The organism is Azospirillum sp. HJ39, assembly GCF_041507355.1.
Classification (GTDB): Bacteria; Pseudomonadota; Alphaproteobacteria; order Azospirillales; family Azospirillaceae; genus Azospirillum; species Azospirillum thiophilum.
The window spans coordinates 683,895-701,105 of record NZ_CP167909.1; the positions used below are offsets into that span (position 1 = coordinate 683,895).

The 17,211-nt window shown below is 67.4% G+C and carries 16 protein-coding genes and 1 pseudogene; 10 read left to right on the plus strand and 7 right to left on the minus strand.

Going from position 1 to position 17,211, the window contains the following annotated elements:
- Positions 1 to 245 precede the first annotated feature (245 nt).
- Complete coding sequence (locus ABMY26_RS10560; protein WP_045585620.1) at positions 246 to 1,109, plus strand: IclR family transcriptional regulator; 864 nt, start codon at positions 246 to 248, stop codon at positions 1,107 to 1,109.
- Between the two features lie 22 nt (positions 1,110 to 1,131).
- Here ABMY26_RS10560 and ABMY26_RS10565 read toward each other — a convergent pair whose 3' ends face one another.
- The gene (locus ABMY26_RS10565; RefSeq protein WP_372395653.1) at positions 1,132 to 2,757 is read right to left on the minus strand and encodes an alpha/beta fold hydrolase; all 1,626 of its coding nucleotides are present in this window, start codon (positions 2,755 to 2,757) and stop codon (positions 1,132 to 1,134) included.
- Between the two features lie 271 nt (positions 2,758 to 3,028).
- Here ABMY26_RS10565 and ABMY26_RS10570 point away from each other — a divergent pair, with 271 nt between their 5' ends.
- Positions 3,029 to 4,636: a class I adenylate-forming enzyme family protein gene (locus ABMY26_RS10570; protein ID WP_372395654.1), complete on the plus strand. Its 1,608-nt coding sequence runs from the start codon at positions 3,029 to 3,031 to the stop codon at positions 4,634 to 4,636.
- Here the strand turns inward: ABMY26_RS10570 and ABMY26_RS10575 are convergent.
- Positions 4,618 to 5,349: a TetR/AcrR family transcriptional regulator gene (locus tag ABMY26_RS10575; RefSeq protein ID WP_372395655.1), complete on the minus strand. Its 732-nt coding sequence runs from the start codon at positions 5,347 to 5,349 to the stop codon at positions 4,618 to 4,620. The two genes, ABMY26_RS10570 and ABMY26_RS10575, sit on opposite strands and share 19 nt — an antisense overlap.
- 153 nt (positions 5,350 to 5,502) lie before the next feature.
- On the opposite strand from ABMY26_RS10575, the gene ABMY26_RS10580 reads away from it, so the two are divergent.
- The 5 genes from ABMY26_RS10580 to ABMY26_RS10600 are packed head-to-tail and all read left to right on the plus strand — an operon-like array spanning position 5,503 to position 9,655.
- Entirely contained in the window at positions 5,503 to 6,270 is a 768-nt protein-coding gene (locus ABMY26_RS10580; RefSeq protein WP_372395656.1) for an SDR family NAD(P)-dependent oxidoreductase, read from the plus strand.
- A gap of 17 nt (positions 6,271 to 6,287) precedes the next feature.
- Positions 6,288 to 7,484: an acyl-CoA dehydrogenase family protein gene (locus tag ABMY26_RS10585; protein ID WP_372395657.1), complete on the plus strand. Its 1,197-nt coding sequence runs from the start codon at positions 6,288 to 6,290 to the stop codon at positions 7,482 to 7,484.
- Positions 7,481 to 8,536 carry a phosphotransferase family protein gene (locus tag ABMY26_RS10590; protein WP_372395658.1) on the plus strand — a complete coding sequence of 352 codons (1,056 nt, stop codon included), beginning with the start codon at positions 7,481 to 7,483 and terminating at the stop codon, positions 8,534 to 8,536. Before ABMY26_RS10585 ends, ABMY26_RS10590 begins: the two co-directional genes overlap by 4 nt.
- A gap of 25 nt (positions 8,537 to 8,561) precedes the next feature.
- The gene (locus tag ABMY26_RS10595) at positions 8,562 to 8,945 is read left to right on the plus strand and encodes a DUF6285 domain-containing protein (RefSeq protein ID WP_372395659.1); all 384 of its coding nucleotides are present in this window, start codon (positions 8,562 to 8,564) and stop codon (positions 8,943 to 8,945) included.
- Entirely contained in the window at positions 8,942 to 9,655 is a 714-nt protein-coding gene (locus ABMY26_RS10600; protein ID WP_372395660.1) for a histidine phosphatase family protein, read from the plus strand. The genes ABMY26_RS10595 and ABMY26_RS10600 overlap by 4 nt, the downstream gene beginning before the upstream one ends.
- An 11-nt stretch (positions 9,656 to 9,666) precedes the next feature.
- Here the strand turns inward: ABMY26_RS10600 and ABMY26_RS10605 are convergent, their stop codons facing one another.
- Both ABMY26_RS10605 and ABMY26_RS10610 read right to left on the minus strand, forming a co-directional pair.
- A complete protein-coding gene (locus tag ABMY26_RS10605; protein ID WP_372395661.1) occupies positions 9,667 to 10,830 on the minus strand; it encodes a hypothetical protein in 1,164 nt (387 codons plus the stop codon).
- A gap of 11 nt (positions 10,831 to 10,841) precedes the next feature.
- Positions 10,842 to 12,080: a polysaccharide pyruvyl transferase family protein gene (locus tag ABMY26_RS10610; protein WP_372395662.1), complete on the minus strand. Its 1,239-nt coding sequence runs from the start codon at positions 12,078 to 12,080 to the stop codon at positions 10,842 to 10,844.
- Positions 12,081 to 12,759: 679 nt separating this feature from the next.
- Between ABMY26_RS10610 and ABMY26_RS10615 the strand changes: the two genes are divergently transcribed.
- The gene (locus ABMY26_RS10615; protein ID WP_372395663.1) at positions 12,760 to 13,047 is read left to right on the plus strand and encodes a helix-turn-helix transcriptional regulator; all 288 of its coding nucleotides are present in this window, start codon (positions 12,760 to 12,762) and stop codon (positions 13,045 to 13,047) included.
- Between the two features lie 65 nt (positions 13,048 to 13,112).
- Here the strand turns inward: ABMY26_RS10615 and ABMY26_RS10620 are convergent, their stop codons facing one another.
- Entirely contained in the window at positions 13,113 to 13,448 is a 336-nt protein-coding gene (locus ABMY26_RS10620; protein WP_372395942.1) for a carboxymuconolactone decarboxylase family protein, read from the minus strand.
- A 141-nt stretch (positions 13,449 to 13,589) separates the two neighbouring features.
- Positions 13,590 to 14,802: pseudogene (locus ABMY26_RS10625) on the minus strand (acetyl-CoA C-acyltransferase).
- 258 nt (positions 14,803 to 15,060) lie between these two features.
- Between ABMY26_RS10625 and ABMY26_RS10630 the strand changes: the two are divergent.
- Together ABMY26_RS10630 and ABMY26_RS10635 are read left to right on the plus strand one after the other, a co-directional pair.
- On the plus strand, positions 15,061 to 16,029 hold the full coding sequence (locus ABMY26_RS10630) for a GlxA family transcriptional regulator (RefSeq protein WP_372395664.1): 969 nt from the start codon (positions 15,061 to 15,063) through the stop codon (positions 16,027 to 16,029).
- A 159-nt stretch (positions 16,030 to 16,188) separates the two neighbouring features.
- Entirely contained in the window at positions 16,189 to 16,947 is a 759-nt protein-coding gene (locus tag ABMY26_RS10635) for an SDR family oxidoreductase (protein ID WP_372395665.1), read from the plus strand.
- 74 nt (positions 16,948 to 17,021) lie between these two features.
- Here the strand turns inward: ABMY26_RS10635 and ABMY26_RS10640 are convergent, their stop codons facing one another.
- Positions 17,022 to 17,183 carry a hypothetical protein gene (locus ABMY26_RS10640; RefSeq protein WP_372395666.1) on the minus strand — a complete coding sequence of 54 codons (162 nt, stop codon included), beginning with the start codon at positions 17,181 to 17,183 and terminating at the stop codon, positions 17,022 to 17,024.
- Positions 17,184 to 17,211 lie beyond the last annotated feature (28 nt).

Consider the following 17,211-nt stretch of genomic DNA (forward strand, 5'->3'; position numbering starts at 1 on the left):
AAACCATTTGCGCTCTGCGGTGTCAACAGGCAAAATTGGTATCGCTGTTCGACACAGATAGGCAGCAAAGGAAATGGCGGAATGGCGGAAAGGTGTTGCGCAAGCCTGCCCTGGGCTTCATTGCTACTCGGGCGGGATGAGTGCGGCCGAACCGCCGTCCTGGGGCTGTGCCGATCGGCAGATCTTCCGCCTGACAACGAGACGCAGGACACCGGCAAGGTGCTTGCCACAGGGGGCTTGAAGGTATGGACATCGAACAGGACGACAACCAGGGCGCTGACAACCAAGGCGTGGAGAAGAACGGTCTCAGCGTCCGCGCCGTGTCGCGCGCATTGGCCGTGCTGCGCAGCTTCTATCAGGAAGGTCCGACGCTGACCCTCACCGAGGTCGCAAGCGCCGCGAAGCTCGACAAGGGGACGGCACGGCGCATCCTGCTGACCCTGGTGCAGGATGGCTTCGCCGTCTTCGACGCCCAGAGCCAGAAATACAGCCTGGGTCTGGAGGTATTGAAGCTGGCCGGTGCGGTGCCGGAGCGGCGCGACCTGCGCCAGATCGCGTCCACCATCCTATCGCGGCTGGCGAAATCGACCGGCAGCACCGTGTTCCTGTCGGTCTACCATGACGGGTCGGCGGTGTGCCTCGACCAGTTCCACAGCGACCGGTCGGTGGAGGTGCGCTGGTGGATCGTCGGCGGACAGTTGCCGATGAATTGCGGGGCGGCGCCGCGCGTGCTGCTGGCCTATCTGCCGGAGTCGGAGGTCGAACGGGTGCTTGCCCGCGGCACCACCCGCCTGACCCCCCACACCACCACCGACCCCGGCCGACTGGCGGCGGAGTTGGAGGAGGTGCGGGAGCGCGGCTGGTCGATGGCGGTCGACGACGTCATCGAGGGGCTTGCGGCCATCGCCATGCCGTTGTTCGACCCGGACGGCCGGCTGATCGCCGCGGTCAGCCTGACCGGCCTGACCCCCCACATCGTTCGCAACGGCCAGCCCAACTTCCTGGACGACATCCGCGGTGCGGTGCGGGAGATCTCGGCCAACCTCTATTCGCTGTCGGTCCCGCCGCTGCACCGAGCCGCCCGCGCCCAGTCCGCCATCGGCGGCTGAGCGCGGGCGACGCAGTGTCGCTCTATGCTACGGGGTGCGGAATCGCCCCATCCAGCCCGCCGCGCAGGAAGGTGGCATAGCGGTTGATCGTCGCCTGCACGGCGTCCGCACCCTGGCCGGGATACCAGACGGTGGCTGGCGTCGGCGTCACCTCGGTTCCCGCGGGCGCCAGCCGTTCGGCCTCCACCAGCCCTTCGACCAGCATGTCGGCCGGACCGGCGCAGATCAGGGCCGGCCGGGTCAGGCGCGGCAAGGCCGCGCGGGTGTCGTAGCGGAAGGCGGCGCGGTAGGAGCGGTCGTAATGGGCCCCGCTCGCCAGCAGGCCCATGGTCCAGTCATGCAGCACCGTCGCATCGGGGACGCCGATGGCGCGTGCAGCGGCACGCTCCTGCCGGTACCATGGCCAGAACAGGAACATGTCGCGTCGCATGTTCCAGGCCTGGAGCAGATGCAGCCCCCAACGGTCGGCGACCAGCGGCGGGAAGTAATGGTCGAGGATGTCGGCGCTGAAGTCCGGCGGGATGAGCACCGGTGCTTCCAGGACGGCGCGCCCGATGCGCTCCGGATGGCGGACCGTCAGGTCCAGCGCCACCAGTGCCCCGGTGTGGGTTCCCCACAGGTCGAAGCCATCCAATCCCAGCGCGTCGGCGACCGCCAGCATATCGTCCGCCAGCATGCCGATATCGACCGCGCGCTCCGGCTTGTCGGATTCGCCGTTGCCGAGATAGTCGGGAGCGATGACCTCCCATTCCGCCGACAATCCGTGCAGAAGCGGCAGCAGCGGCGCCGACGATCCCGGTGCCGACTGGAAGGCGAGCAGCGGCCGGCCCCGCCCGGCGCGGCGCAGATGGACGCGGCCGCGGGGCGTGTCGGCGTAATCGTGCCAGACCCGCGCCGGATCGGCGAAGGGCCGTGTCGGGGGCAGGGGTTTGGCATCCGGTCGTCCGGATGTCATGGCCGAAAGAGCTTCGACTGCCGCTGCCATCCCATCGGCGCGCGGGAGGCCGGAAGCGGCGATGCGCGGCATTGCATCGAGGCACTGGTTCCAAAGAGTTTCGTAGCGGTCCGGGGCAGCCGCGGCGATGCGCAGCATCGTGTCCAGCGCCATCGGTCCGGGCAGGGGCGCGCCTGCCGACGCCGGGTGCCGGGGATCGCGCGGCTCCAGCACATGGGCGTCGCGCAGATGTGCCCAGAGCACGGCGAGATGGGTGCCGTCGGCGCGCGGCGCCATCGGGGCAGGGCGCAAACCGCGCTCCATCCAACCTTCCGCCACTGCCGCATCGACCAGCAGCACCCGGTCTGGACGCCACCCGGCCGCCGCATCCCGCATTGCGAGTGCCAAAGGCGCTGCAAGGTCGAAGGCGAGCAGCGGGCAGGATGGCAGGCCCAGCGCAGCGGCTGCATCGGCGATCGGGCGCGCCAACTCGGCGATGTCTTCGGTCCCGGTTCCGGCGGCGCCGGCCGAGCCGCCGGTTCCCGGCAGATCGACCGCGGTAACGGTCCAGCCCGGCAGGTCGCGGGCCAGCCTGTCAGCACATTCCGAGGCGGCCTCGATCAGGCCAGGCAGCACCAGCAGATCCGGACCGGAGCCGCTGCGCCAGATGCGCATCTGGGTGTTTGCGATGGTCACGTAGTGGGGTGTCGACATGGGTTTCCTCCCGATTGGCCGTCGACGCGCACCGGCCTTTTCACCGTGCAGCGAAGGTGGGGTGTGCCATGGACCGCTTGCCAGCCGGTTCGGCGACGGCGGCGGATATTTTGCTGGCATCTCTAACAGTGCCACTGTTTGACACTCAGTTTGTACAATGACATAGTTTTCGGGAGATCGACAAGAGCGGTGCCGGCTGATGCACGGTCTGCCGTGGCTGCGGCGCCGGTCCTGTTCAGGAAATACAACGAAATCGTCAGGGAGAAATGGCATGGCCTGGCCGGAAGGAACGGGCGTTCCAAAACGGCGCGAGCTGCTTTTCGGCACGCGTCTCGTACCATGCTACAGCGAGCGCCCCGTCACCATCGACGCCCTGTTCCGCGCCGCGGTCGCCCGCCGTCCGGACGGTGAAGCGCTGGTCGACGGTGACCGCCGCTACAGTTACTCCCGGCTTGACGGGCTGGTGACGCGCGCTGCCGCCGCCTTGATCGCGCAGGGCGCACGGGCCGGCGACCGCATGGCGCTGGTCCTGAGCAACCGGGCGGAGTTCCTGATCGCGCTGCTGGCGGCGGTCCGCGCCGGCATCGTCGCGGTGCCGGTCAGTGCACGTGAACAGCGGCCTGGTATCGCCGGCATCCTGAACGACTGCGGCGCATCCATCCTCGTCCATGACGCGGCCCTGGCCGAGCGCATGCCGACGGCGGCAGAGGTGCCGTCGCTCGTCACCCGCCTGTCGGTCGGCGGTGCCGTCGATGGCTGCCGCCTTTTCGAGGATTTGCTGAAGACGGACGGTCCGGTCCCACGCTTCGACCATCCGCAGGGGGAGGAGGACACGGCGGTCATCCTCTACACCTCCGGCACCACCGGCAAGCCGAAGGGCGCGCTGCTGGCCCATGTGAACATCATCCATTCCGCCATGCATTTCGAGGAATGCTGGGACTATCGCGAGGGTGAGCGGGCGGTCCTGGCGGTCCCGGCGTCCCACGTCACCGGACTGGTCGCCGTGGTCATGTCGATGATCCGCGTCGCCGGCTGCACGGTGATGATGCCGGCCTTCGACGTCGCCGGTTTCCTGGAACTGGCGAGCCGGGAGCGCATGACCACCACCGTGCTGGTGCCGGCGATGTACAATCTCTGCCTGCTGCGCGCCGATTTCAGCCGCTACGACCTGTCGGCTTGGCGGATCGGCGGCTTCGGCGGCGCCCCGATGCCGGAAGCGACGGTGGAGGCGATGGCCGAGCGGCTGCCCGACCTGCATCTGCTGAACGCCTACGGCTCGACCGAATGCGCCACCATCATCAGCGTGGTTCCCATCGGCCATACCCGCGCCTGCCTGGATTCGGTCGGCATGTGCGTGCCCTGCGGCGATCTGCGGATCGTCGACGAACAGGGCCGCGAATGCCCGCCGGGCGCGACCGGAGAGGTGTGGATCCGCGGCCCCATGACCATCCGCGGCTATTGGAACCGTGAGGACGCCACCCGGGACGGCTTCGTCGACGGCTATTGGCGCTCTGGCGACATCGGCTCGCTGGATGCGGCGGGCTATCTGCGGCTGTTCGACCGGAAGAACGACGTCATCAACCGCGGCGGCCACAAGATCTACAGCGTCGAGGTCGAAAACCTGCTGGTTCGCCACCCCGACGTGGTGGAGGCGGCGGTGGTCGCCCATCCCGACCCGGTGCTTGGCGAGAAGATCCACGTCTTCGTCATCTCCAAGTCGGGAGGGCTGACCGAAGATGGCGTGCGCGATTTCTGCCGGGCCAATCTCGCCGAATACAAGGTGCCCGATTACGTCACGCTGTTGGGCGACGCGCTGCCGCGCAACGCCAACGGCAAGGTGACCAAGCGGGTGCTGCGCGATCAGGTCGTCGCCGGGTAGGCCACCCTCAGCCCCACCGCCGCCTCGACGAAGGCGATCACCGAGCGGGCATAGAGTTCCGGGGTGACGCCGCGGCGGCGGTGCTTGGCGCGCTTCACGTACCAATCCTGCAGCATCGGCTTGATCAATGCCGCCGTCATGGCGACGTCCGGAACGGAGAACAGGCCGCGGGCGACGCCGTCGGCCAGCGCGTCGGCGATCATGCCTTCCGTCATCATCTCGCTGGTGACGGCGAGATCGCGGCCTTCCTTGGGAAAGGCCTTCGCCTCCATATAGGCGAAGACGAACCAGGGATGCATGGTCTCGGTCAGGAACAGGTGGGTTTCCAGCAGCCAGCGCAGCCGGCCGGCCGGATCCTCCGCCAGTTCGGCCGGCGGCCGGCCCAGCACCTCCTCGACGGCGCCGACGACCTGGCCCAGGATCATCATCAGCAGCGTCTCCTTGCCGTCGAAATAGGCGTAGAGGGCCCCCATGCTCAGCCCCGACTGCTCGGCCAGGTCACGCAGGCTCATGGAGTGGAAGCCCTTGCGGTTGGCCAGTGTCAGCGTCGTTTCCACGATGCGCGCGAGGTTGGCAATGGCGACCGCCGGCTTCTTCACCCGGATGGTGGCGGCATGGCGTTCGAGGATGCGGGCGCACAGCGCCTCCATCGACAGGTCGACCCGTGCCTGAAACGCATGCAACCCGTCCATCCGCTCCGTCCCGACCGTCATATGGTCTATCGTCCGTAACACGAATCTTTCTTGTGCGCGAGGCACTGCCAGTATATAAAACGAGCGCTCGCTCGTTTTTTCAAGGCCGATTGCGGGCTGGCGGGGCCCCGTCCCGAAGGAAAATTCCAAGAGCGGATCAGACCGGGAGGAAACATGAGCGTCACCATCGACCTGAAGGGCAGGACGGCTCTGGTCACCGGCGCGTCGAGCGGCCTTGGCCGCCATTTCGCCGGGGTGCTGGCGCAGGCCGGCGCCCGTGTCGCGCTGGCCGCCCGGCGGACGGATGCGCTGGCTGAAACCCGTGCCGCCATCGAGGCGGTGGGCGGTTCCGCGACAATCGTCGCCATGGACGTCACCGACCCGGACTCCGTCGCCGCAGCGGTGGGGGAGGCATGGCAGGCGCTGGGCCGCATCGATATCCTGGTCAACAATGCCGGCGTCACCGCGACGCGCCCCTTCCTCGACATGGGCGAGGAGGAGTGGGAGGGGGTGATCGACACCAATCTGACCGGCTGCGCCCGGGTCGCCCGCGCGGTGGCCCGGCGCATGCGCGAAGACGGGCAGGGCGGCGCCATCGTCAACATCGCTTCCATCCTCGGCATGCGGGTTGCCGGCCATGTCTCGTCCTACATCGCCGCCAAGGCCGGGCTGCTGCATCTGACCAAGGCGATGGCGCTGGAACTGGCCCGCCACGACATCCGGGTCAATGCGCTCTGCCCCGGCTATGTCGAGACCGAGCTGAACGCCGACTTCTTCGCCAGCGACGCCGGCAAGGCGCTTGTCAAGCGCATTCCGCAGCGCCGGCTCGGCCGGTTGCAGGATCTGGATATGCCGCTGCTGTTGCTGGCCTCGGATGCCGGCGCCTACATGACCGGATCGGTCCTTGCCGTCGACGGCGGCCATCTGGTCTCTTCCCTGTAAAGATACGGAGCCGGTCCATGGACTTCACCCTTTCCCCGGAGCTGGACGACTACCGCCGCCGGGTGCGCACCTTCGTCGAGGACGAGATCCTGCCGGTCGAGGCCGACCGCGCCAACTGGGACGAGCATGAGAACATCGCCGACGCCCCGCTGGCGGCACTGCGCGAAAAGGCGAAGGCCGCCGGCCTGTGGACCCTGCAACTGCCGAAGGAACTCGGCGGCCAGGGTCTGCCCATGGTCGGTGTCGCCGCCTGCTATGAGGAGATGAACCGCTCCATCTTCGGGCCGGTCTGTTTCAACGCCGCCGCTCCCGACGACGGCAACATGCGTCTTCTCGGCATGGTCGGCACGCAGTTCCAGAAGGAACGCTGGCTGGCGCCCATCGTCGAGGGCCGGGTGCGCAGCGCGTTCGCCATGACCGAACCGCATCCCGGCAGCGGCTCCGACCCGTCGATGATGAAGACGCGGGCGGAGCGCAAGGGCGACCGCTGGGTCGTCACCGGACGCAAATGGTTCATCACCGGGGCCGATGCGGCGCAGCATTTCATCCTGATGGCGCGCACGTCGGACGATGCGCGCAAGGGGCTGACCGCCTTCCTGTTCGACAAGGATCAGCCGGGCTGGCGCATCGAGCGCCGCATCCCGATCATGGGTCCGGAAGAGCATGGCGGCCATTGCGAGTTGATCTTCGACGGGTTGGAGATCGCGGACGAGAATGTCCTGATGAAGGTCGGCGACGGGCTGAAGGCGACGCAGATCCGCCTTGGCCCGGCGCGGCTGACCCATTGCATGCGCTGGACCGGGCTCGCCAAGCGCTGCCTGGAGATCGCCGCGTCCTACGTGAAGGAGCGCGAGAGCTTCGGCATCCCGCTGGCCGAGCATGAGGGCGTGCAGTGGATGCTGGGCGAGGCCGCGATGCAGATCGAGATCGGCCGGCTGCTGACCATGAAGGCGGCGCATGCGCTGGACAGTGGCAGCTTCGCCCGCAAGGAGGTGTCGATGGCCAAGGTCCAGGTCGCCGACACGCTGTTCAAGGCGGCCGACACGGCGATCCAGCTCTGCGGCGCGCGGGGCTACTCCAAGGACACGGTGCTGGAATGGATCTACCGCTACGCCCGTCAAGCCAAGCTGGTCGACGGCGCGTCCGAGGTTCACAAGATGGTGCTGAGCCGCAGCTATCTCGCCGAGGGTGACGATTTCTGGGGCTGGCGATGAGCGGGGCCGCAAAGCCCGGCTCCGGCCTGGAGCCAGCCCGAAAGGCGGCGCTGGAATCCTGGCTGGCTGGACAGGCTCGGGCGCAGTCGGTCGCCGTCGTCGACGAGGGACGGCTCAGCGGCGGCGCCATTTCGCTGAACCTCGCGGTGACGCTGGAGATCGACGGCGGGCCGCAGGAGGGCCGCCATGCCTGCGTGCTGCGCACCGGTTCCGCCTCCGGCGTGTCGGCGAGCCTGGGCAAGGCGGAAGAGGCCGCGGTTCTGCGCGCTGTCTTCGCAGCCGGCGCCACCGTGCCGGAACCGCTGTTCGTCGGGGCCGATCCCACCCTGCTGGGCGCGCCCTTCTACATCATGCGGCGGGCGGGCGGCGTCGCCGCCGGCTTCCGCATGGTCAAGAGCGACGAGCCGCGACGCGGTTTGGCCCGCGAGCTCGGCCGGCAGCTCGGCCTGATCCACCGGGTGCGGCCGGAAGCGGCCGGGCTTGAGTTCCTGGCCCGGCCCGAACCGACGGCGGCCCTGCAGGCCGTTGCGGATTGCCGCCGCTGGGCCGGCGGCTATGCCGCCACCGATCCGGTCCTGGCCTATGGCCTGCGCTGGCTGGAGCGGAACGCGCCGCCGCCGAGCGACCTCGTGCTGTGTCACCGCGACTACCGCACCGGCAACTACATGGTCGAGGACGACCGGCTGACCGCGATCATCGACTGGGAGTTCGCCGGCTGGTCCGACCCGATGGAGGATCTGGGCTGGTTCTGCGCCGCCTGCTGGCGCTTCGGCCGCAACGACCGGGAGGCCGGCGGCATCGCCGACCGTGCCGATCTCTATGCCGGCTACGAGGAGACTGCCGGGCGTCGCGTCGACCCCAATGCCGTCGCCTATTGGGAGGCCGCGGCCTGCATGCGTTGGGCGGTCATCGCGATCCAGCAGGCGCAACGCCACATCTCCGGCACCGAACCGTCGCTCGAACTGGCCTTGACCGGACGGATGCTGCCGGAAATCGAAATGGACCTGTTGCGGCAGCTCGATGCCGTCGCGGCCAGCGGAACTTTCCAATGATCGGGCCAATGATCGGGGGTGAGGCATGATCAACGACGATCCCGGCGCCCGCGACCTCGTCGCCATCGCGCTGCGCAGCTTCCGCGAGGCGATCCTGCCGGTGATCCCGGCCGACCAGCGCTTCACCGCGCTGATGATCGCCAATGCGCTCGGCATGGCCGAACGGGAGCTGGCCGCCGGTGCGTCCGACGAACCGGCGCTCGCCGCCGCCATCGGGACGCTGTTGGGCGAGCAGGGCGATCTGCCGGCCCTGTTGCCGCGGCTCTGCACCGCCATCGACGCCGGACATTTCGATGCACCCGACCGGCAGGCGGCCTTGCGCGCGGTGCTGGCGGACATCACGCAGGCAAGGCTGGCGGTGAGCAATCCCAAACGTCTGGCGTCCGAACGGCGGGAGCACGGCCGATGAACCTGTTCCCGCCGCTGGCCGGCACGGTCGCGCGCCGCCGCCTCTACCTGCTGCGCCACGGTCACGTCACCTATTACGATGCCGACGGAAAGCCGCTGAACCCGAAGCTTGCCGCGCTGACCGGGCGCGGTCGGGAGGAGGCGCAGGCTGCCGCGACGCTGCTGGCCGGGGTGCCGCTCGACCGCGTGCTGTGTTCCGGCCTCGCCCGCACGCGGCAGACGGCCGAACCGATTGCCGAACGGCATGGCCTGGCCGTTGAGCATCATCCGGCATTCCTCGAAATCCGGGCCGGCCGGCTGTCCGGTATTCCGAAGGAAAGCCGCGAGGCCGCCTATGTTTACGGCTTCGAAACGGCGACGGAGGGCGGACTGTTCGCCGGTGGCGACGGCTTCGCCGCCGTGCGTGACCGTGCGGTCTCCGCCATCGAGGCTTTGGTGCGGCAGCCGGGCTGGACCCATCTGGCGCTGGTCGCCCATGACGGCGTGAACCGCATGCTGCTGGCCTGGGCCTGTGGGGCCGGTCTGTCGGCGCTGTCGGCCTTCGAGCAGGATTACGGTTGCATCAACATCGTCGACATCGACGTGAAGGAAGGCAGGATTCTCCGCCGCATGATCCGTGCGGTGAACGTGACACCCGCCAACCCGGTGAAGATCGGCCTGCACCGCAGCAGCCTGGAAGAAGCGTTCGGCCCCCTGCTGGATCTGGACTGACCGCGGCGCCCTCAAGGCTTGTCCCCGAGTATCTCCACCGGCAGGCGGATGAGGTCGCGGTTCCAGGTGATCTTGCATTTGTCGAGGTTCAACCGCGTCATATAGACGTAGGCGGTCCTGCCGGCATCCTCGAAATTCCGGCTTTCGCTGGCCGGGTCGAGCAGCGCCGGATAGTCGAAGGCCGCGGTATCGCCGCAGCCATAGCGGAACAGCAGCGGTGCAGCCCAGAGCAGGTCGGGCTTCGACCAGCTCAGCAGATCGCGCGAGGTCGTCGTCCAGATCCCGGAGACGCCGTCCCGGCTCATCGCCAGCGTCGCGATGAACAGCCCGCTAGCCCGGTGGCGGACGACGCTGCGCACCGTCCCTTGCAGCATCCCGGGCGCAACGGGCGCGCAGGTGTGCATCTCCGCGGCCTCTCCCTCCTGGCCGTCACGGACGAAGCGGACGGAAAAGGACTTGCCGTCCCATCCCCGCCACGCCTGCGGATCGGCGATATCGTCGGTGCGCAGCAGGCAGGCGCCGCGCTTCTGCGCGCGGAAGCGTTCGGCCCAGATGAAGGCGTACCAGTGGTCGCCGTGACGGATGATGTTGCTCGGCGCGAAATAGCCGGTCCGCTGCCCGGCGTCGCCGCTGTAGGGATAGGGCAACGTCGCCACGGTATGACCCGGCGGGGCTGCGCTCAGTTGGAAGCTCGCCCCGCCGTCGGTCGATACGGCGGCAGTGATGCTGTTGCGCCAGCAGCGCATGTACTCGCCCGACGGACACAGGGCCGGCCGCTTCTGGGCATGGAACTCGTTGCTGATCAGGGCATGAACCGTGTTGCCGTCTGCCGTATAGAAGGACGAGATCCAGCTGCGGTCGTCATGGAGGCGCGGATCGTCCTGCCCGTGCCCCTGGAAGATGACGGCGCAGTTGGGCCGGACGGCATCGAGAGACGGACCGGTAAGGGCCCTTGCGGTCGAATGCGAGGCGACCAGATGCACCGTGCCGCCGGCATCGCGGAAGGCGCGGGCCGGCGTGTCCGGGGCATCGCTCCGGGCGCAGGCGTCGCGCTGCCACGAGGTCACCGTCTCCGGCTCCCCCGCCGTCCTGACCGTCAGCGCCTGTGCGGACGGAACGGTCAGGCCCAGCGACAGCGCGGTCGCGATGATCCGGTGCGTGATGGCCGGCATCATGCCACGGGGTGTCACTTGCCGTCGGCGATGGATTTCAGGAAGGGTGCCGGCTGCAGCCGGTTGGCGACCAGGAAATCCAGATAGCGCCCTGCCGAGTCCGCACGATGGCGATCGTAGGCGTCGGGATCGAAGGCGATCAGCGACTTCAACCGCTTGCGGGTCAGCGGCGCGGTCAGGTCGGCGGCATCGGCATAGGGAACGCCGGTGTTCTCGCACAACTCGCGCGTCCGGGAGTCGATGGTGACCGTCAGCCCCATCCGTTCCGCCTGGATGGCGAGCGCCACGCCGTGGTAACGGCAGCCGACGGTCAGGTCCTGCTGGCGCAGGGTGTCCATCCAGGCCGGCACGTCATAGTAGGAACGCATGTAGTTGCGGCACCAGGCCTTGAACTCCTCGAAGGAGTAGTGCGGCACCGTGTGCTTGTGGATTTCCTTCAGCGCGTGGGGATCGATGCCGTCGAACAGGCCGCGCGATGCCCGGATCATCTCGCCCATCGACTGGACGATGTACTGGCCCGGTGCCAGCGGATCCATCATCAGGCCGATCAGCTGATGTTCGATCTCCCGCGTCTTCACCCAGGCCTGATGGCCGCCGGCGACCGTGATCGAGCGCGGCAGGTCGTGCTCCGTCCAGTTCGCATGGATCTTCCTGCCCAGGCCCGGCGCCTGGTTGAGGAAATGCGACGGGCATCCGCCCGGCAGCGAGCCGGCGATGCCCAGCTTGTCGAGCTGTGCGCTGGTGTAGGCACCGCGGGTATAGATGTTCGAAGAGGCGGAGGAGCGGTTCGAGGCCGCGATCACCTGCGCCCAGCGCAGCGTGCCGGGGCTGAGTTCGATGTCGTGGTCGTAGCTGTTCGCCTGGGCGCCGAGACCGATGGCGACGATGGGAAGTCCGGATTTTTCAAGGTTCTCGGCCATCTGCCCATAGTCGGTGTGGCGACCGAGCTGGTTGGCGCAGGGAATGACGATGATATCGGCGTTGGTCCGCAGCGTCTCCGCCGACGATCCCCAGCTGAAATGCTTCACCGGGTTGGCAAGGTGGCTGCAGATCGAATGCACGAAGGCGAGGTTGCCGTTGTTGTGCCCGATGCCATTGTACAGATCGTCGAAGGGGGCGTTCGAATAGAGCCCGAGATTGGGCGTCTTCCACAGCACCGCGACGCGCAGAGGCTGGGACACCGCCCGTCCGGAGGATTGTCCGGAAGAGAGCGGCCGGTCGACGGGGGTATCGATCGCGATGTCTTCAAGCATGTCGGCTCTGCCTCGGGGCGTTGGATGCTGGAAACAATCCCGACGGTAAGCGCGGAAGAGGTATGGCCGCAAGAGTCATCCGAAAAATAACACAGAATTCTATTCTTCGAATATGATTAGAAATTCAAAGAAAGATGGAAGAGTTATTGGGTTTTTCTGTTATCCGCTCAATCGTCTGCTGCGTATCTGACGGATAGCAGCTGGCCGTGCGTTTTCTCTTTGGAAACAAGCACGTTCCACGACCGTGCCTCCTTTGGCATCTCGCCTCCTTTCCGTCGCCGATTGTTGCGCGGCTATCGGTATCGGCGGTGTTGCACGGAGCCAAGCCCGGGCGATCGATACCTGTCTATGGGTTCCCGCTCGCCAATCCCTTCCGCATTGTCGCCGTCACGGTAACCAGAGTGGGAGATCGATATGGATCCGGCTGTTTTCGAGACGCTGCGGATTGTCCCGGCGCTGTCGGCACCGGCTTCCCTCCGACGGGCACCGGATGACGGCGACAGGCTGACAGTGGCGGCCGATTGGCTGTTGCGGGTGGCCAGCGACCTGTTGGCGCCGGACCGCCAGTCGGTGCAGGATTGCCTGTCGCTGGCGCTGACCCGGTTGCAACGCGCGAGCAGTGAGGCGGGTCACCGCCCATATCGATGCCCATCTCGCCGGGGCCATCCGGAACCGGGACTTGGCGGCGGCGGCGAAGCTCAACTGCGGCTATTTCTGCCAAGCCTTCAAGGACAGCTTCGGCTCGCCGCCGCATGCCTACATCGTGCGTCGGCGGGTCGAGCGGGCGAAGACCTTGCTGGAGGGGACCGACATGGCCTTGTCGCAGGTCGCGCTCGACTGCGGCTTTTCGGACCAGTCGCACTTCTCGCGCATTTTCCGCCGCATTGCCGGTGAAAATCCCCGGCTGTGGCGCCACAAGCGCCTGCTCGACGGCCCGGTGCCCGATATCCTCCCCGAGGACCGCTGACCCGGGTGCAATGCGGATGAGAGGCGGCGGCGGTGATCGGATGCCCGTTCACCGCCGCCTTTCGCTCAGCCATGCGCGGCGTAGGCGTCCATCACCCGGGTCGAGTAGACCAGTGCCGCCCCTGCGTTGAGCGCGACGGCGACGCCCAGCGCCTCGGCGATCTCCTCCCGGGTAGCGCCATTCTTTATGGCGGCCTCTGTGTGGACGGCGATACAGCCGTCGCAGCGAACGGTGACGGCGACGGCCAGTGCGATCAGTTCGCGCGTCTTGGCGCCGAGAAGATCCTTCTTCTGGCCGGCGGCGCTGAGGCCGACATAGCCCTTCACCGTTTCCAGGCTGAGCTTGCCCATCGCGCCGACACCGGTGAGCACCTGTTGGCGGTATTCGTTCCAGTTGAGCATCATGATCCTGTCTCCTTCCATCTCCGGCCGCTCCCTTGCGGGCGCCGGATCGATGACGGCACGCTACGTCGGGGTGCCACCGCGATATAGAAGGATGCGCCCGTCTTTGGGAGGCGGTTTCGGCTTCCTTGGGGCATCCGGTCAGCCGACCCGTTCGAGGGCGATGGCCGTCGCCTCGCCGCCGCCGATGCAGAGCGAGGCGACGCCGCGCGTCCGCCCACGTGCCGCAAGCGCATGCAGCAGTGTGACGATCAGCCTCGCCCCGGTGGCACCGATGGGATGGCCGAGCGCGCAGGCGCCGCCATTGACGTTCAGCCGGTCGGGCGCGATGTCCAGGTCGCGTTGCGCCGCCATCGCGACGACGGCGAAGGCCTCGTTGATCTCGAACAGGTACGACGTCGGCGACCGACCAGCCGACCTTGTCCAGCAGCTTGCGGATCGCCGGGATCGGCGCGGTGGTGAACCAGGCCGGATCCTGGCTGTGGGTGGCGTGGCCGCGGATCTCCGCCAGGATCGGCAACCCGGATGCCTCGGCGACGGAACGCCGGGTCAGCACCAGCGCCGCGGCGCCGTCGGCATTGGCGGACGAACTGGCGGCGGTGATCGTTCCGTCGCGGCGGAAGGCCGGCTTCAGGGTCGGAATTCTGTCGGGCGAGACCTTCAGCGGATTCTCGTCCTGCTCCACCAGCCGCTCCCCACCCTTGACGGGAACGGCGACCGGCACGATCTCCGCCGCGAAGGCGCCGCTTTCCACCGCCGCACGGGCGCGGCTCAGCGTCTCCACCGCGTAGGCATCCTGGTCGGCGCGGGAGACGCCATAGGCCTGCGCCGTCGCCTCGCCGAAATCGCCCATGGCGCGGCCGCCCTCATAGGCGTCCTCCAGCCCGTCCAGCATCATGTGGTCGAGCAGCCGGTCATGGCCGATGCGGTAGCCGCCGCGCGCCCTGGCCAGCAGGTAGGGAGCATTGGTCATCGATTCCATGCCGCCCGCCACCACGATGCCCGCCGACCCGGCGCGGATCAGGTCGTGGGCCAGCATGGTCGCCTTCATTCCCGACCCGCAGACCTTGTTGATCGTGGTCGCCCCCACCGTATCGGGCAGTCCAGCGCCGCGGGCCGCCTGCCGGGCCGGTGCCTGGCCCTGGCCGGCGGGCAGGACACAGCCCATCAGCACCTCGTCGACAGCGGCCGGGGGCAGGCCGGCCCGTTCCACCGCCGCGGCGATGACGCGGGCGCCGAGCACCGGGGCCGGCAGTGCCGCCAGTTCCCCTTGGAAACGGCCGAGCGGCGTGCGGACGGCCGATACGATGACGACGGGGTCGTGGATACGGTCCTGGGCAGGGGAATTCGGCATGGTCGAGATCTCCGGAACGGCGGCCCGACGGGGCGCAGATTAAATGACGATCATCATGCTTTTTAAATTATGACCATAATTCAATCTGTCAACGTCTTTCGGACCGGCTTTTCGGACAGCCCAGGCGGTGACAATGTCCGGAATCGTGGTGTCTTTGACATTCCAGCCAAGGCCGCCACCGCATAGTCTGGTCCCCGTCAACACGGCTTCGGACGTGAGGCATCGGGACAAGGCCAGAGTGGCGAGGCGGAGAGGTACATGCTCACCATCGGTTTCGTGGTGTTCGAGGATTTCCAGGTGATGGGAATGGCCGCCTTGTCGGCCTTCGAAATGGCGAACCTCGTGCTCGGCCGGCCTGCCTATCAGGTCCATGTCCTGTCGGAACAGGGGGGGCCGGTGCGCAACTCGCTGGGCTTCGCCATCGAGACGCAGCCCTTCGGTGACGACTTCTTCGACACCACCGTCACCATCGGTTCGCTGCGGGTCAAACCATCCTCGTCCGGGCTGCTGGGCTATCTGCGCGCCGCCGCCGGTACCTCGCGCCGGGTCGCCGGCATCTGTACCGGCGCCTATGTGCTGGCAGAGGCCGGCCTGCTGGACGGCCGCCGCGCCACCACCCATTGGAGCCATGCACGCGCCCTTCAGCGCCTTTATCCCAAGGTCAGGGTGGAGGAGGACCGCATCTTCAGCGTCGACGGCAATGTCTGGACCTCGGCCGGCATGACCGCTGGCCTCGACCTTGCCATGGCCCTGGTCGAGGATGATTTCGGCGCGGAGGTCGCCAAGGCGGTGGCGCGCAAGCTGGTGGTTTATCTGCGCCGCCCCGGCGGACAGTCGCAATTCTCCGCCCTGCTCGATCTGGAGCCGCGCTCCGACCGGGTGCGGCGGGCGCTGGTCCATGCCAAGGAAAACCTGACGAACGAACTGTCGGTCGAGGAACTGGCAGAGGCTGCTAACCTCAGCCCGCGCCAGTTCAGCCGCCTGTTCCGCCAGGAAACCGGCCAGACACCGGCCAAGGCGGTGGAGCATCTGCGGCTGGAGGCGGCCCGCGTGATGATGGAGGAAGGCCGTCATTCGATGGACATCGTCGCCCGAGAAACCGGCTTTGCCGACCGCGAGCGCATGCGCCGTGCCTTCCTGCGCGCCTACGGCCAGCCGCCCCAGGTGATCCGCCGGTCGGTCGAGAACAACCGCATGTCGATGCCGGAGTCGACGGCATCCACGTAAGGGCCGTTCCCACCATCCCTAATACCTACATATGAATCCCGGGACAGCTCGGGTGCGGTAGCCTTCCACATCATCGAAGACGACACCAGCGGGGAAGGAATTCCTTTCTTCCACTGCCTCCGCTTGCCTCCTTTCCACTTGAAAAATGGACATCCATTTATGCATCTCACCGGAAATACCATCTTCATCACCGGCGCGACCTCCGGCATCGGCCGCGGGCTGGCCGAGGCGTTCCACAAGCTGGGCAACCAGGTGATCATCGCCGGCCGGCGCAAGGCCCTGCTGAACGAGGTGACCGCCGCCAACCCCGGCATGAAGGGGATCGAGTTGGACATCACCGACCCGGTCAGCATCCAGGCCGCGGCCGAGCGGCTGATCGCCGGGAACCCGACGCTGAACGTCCTGATCAACAACGCCGGCATCATGCCGTTCGATGACGCAGCGGGCGTCATCGACGACGCCCAGGCACAGTCGATCATCACCACCAACCTGCTCGGCCCGATCCGCATGACGTCGGCCCTGGTCGAGCATCTGAAGGCACAGCCGCGGTCGGTGATCGTCAACAACACCTCGGTGCTCGCCTACACGCCGCTGGCCACCACCGCGGTCTATTCCGCCACCAAGGCGGCGCTGCACAGCTATACGCTGTCCCAGCGCTTCATGCTGCGCAACACCAGCGTCACCGTCCAGGAGATCGCGCCGCCCTGGGTCAACACCGACCTGATCAAGAAGGGCGACGATCCCCGCGCGATGCCGCTGGACACCTTCATCGAACAGACGATGGCGGCGCTGGGCACGGATGCGGAGGAGGCGATCGTCGAAAGCGCCCGGCCGATGCGCGACAATGCCGGCCCGAAGGAACATGCGTTGGTCATGGGCTTCAACAGCTACATCGCTGAGAACCCGATCCCGGTGTGACCGGCGCTTTCGGCAAGACTGAAAACGGAAAGGCCGCCGGACGAAAACCCGGCGGCCTTTTCAATGACGGCATTTCACTCCGCCGCGGCGCCGGCCACCCATGGTGCCCTGGACGAGGCGAATCTGGACGGGGTGAATTCCAGCAGGCAGGCCAGCGCGACGCAGAACCCGCCGACCCAGCCCAGTTCCCGGACGCTGCCGACGCTCAGCACCAGCGATCCCAGCGCCGCCCCCACCGAGAAGGGGTCACTACACGAAAGTGAT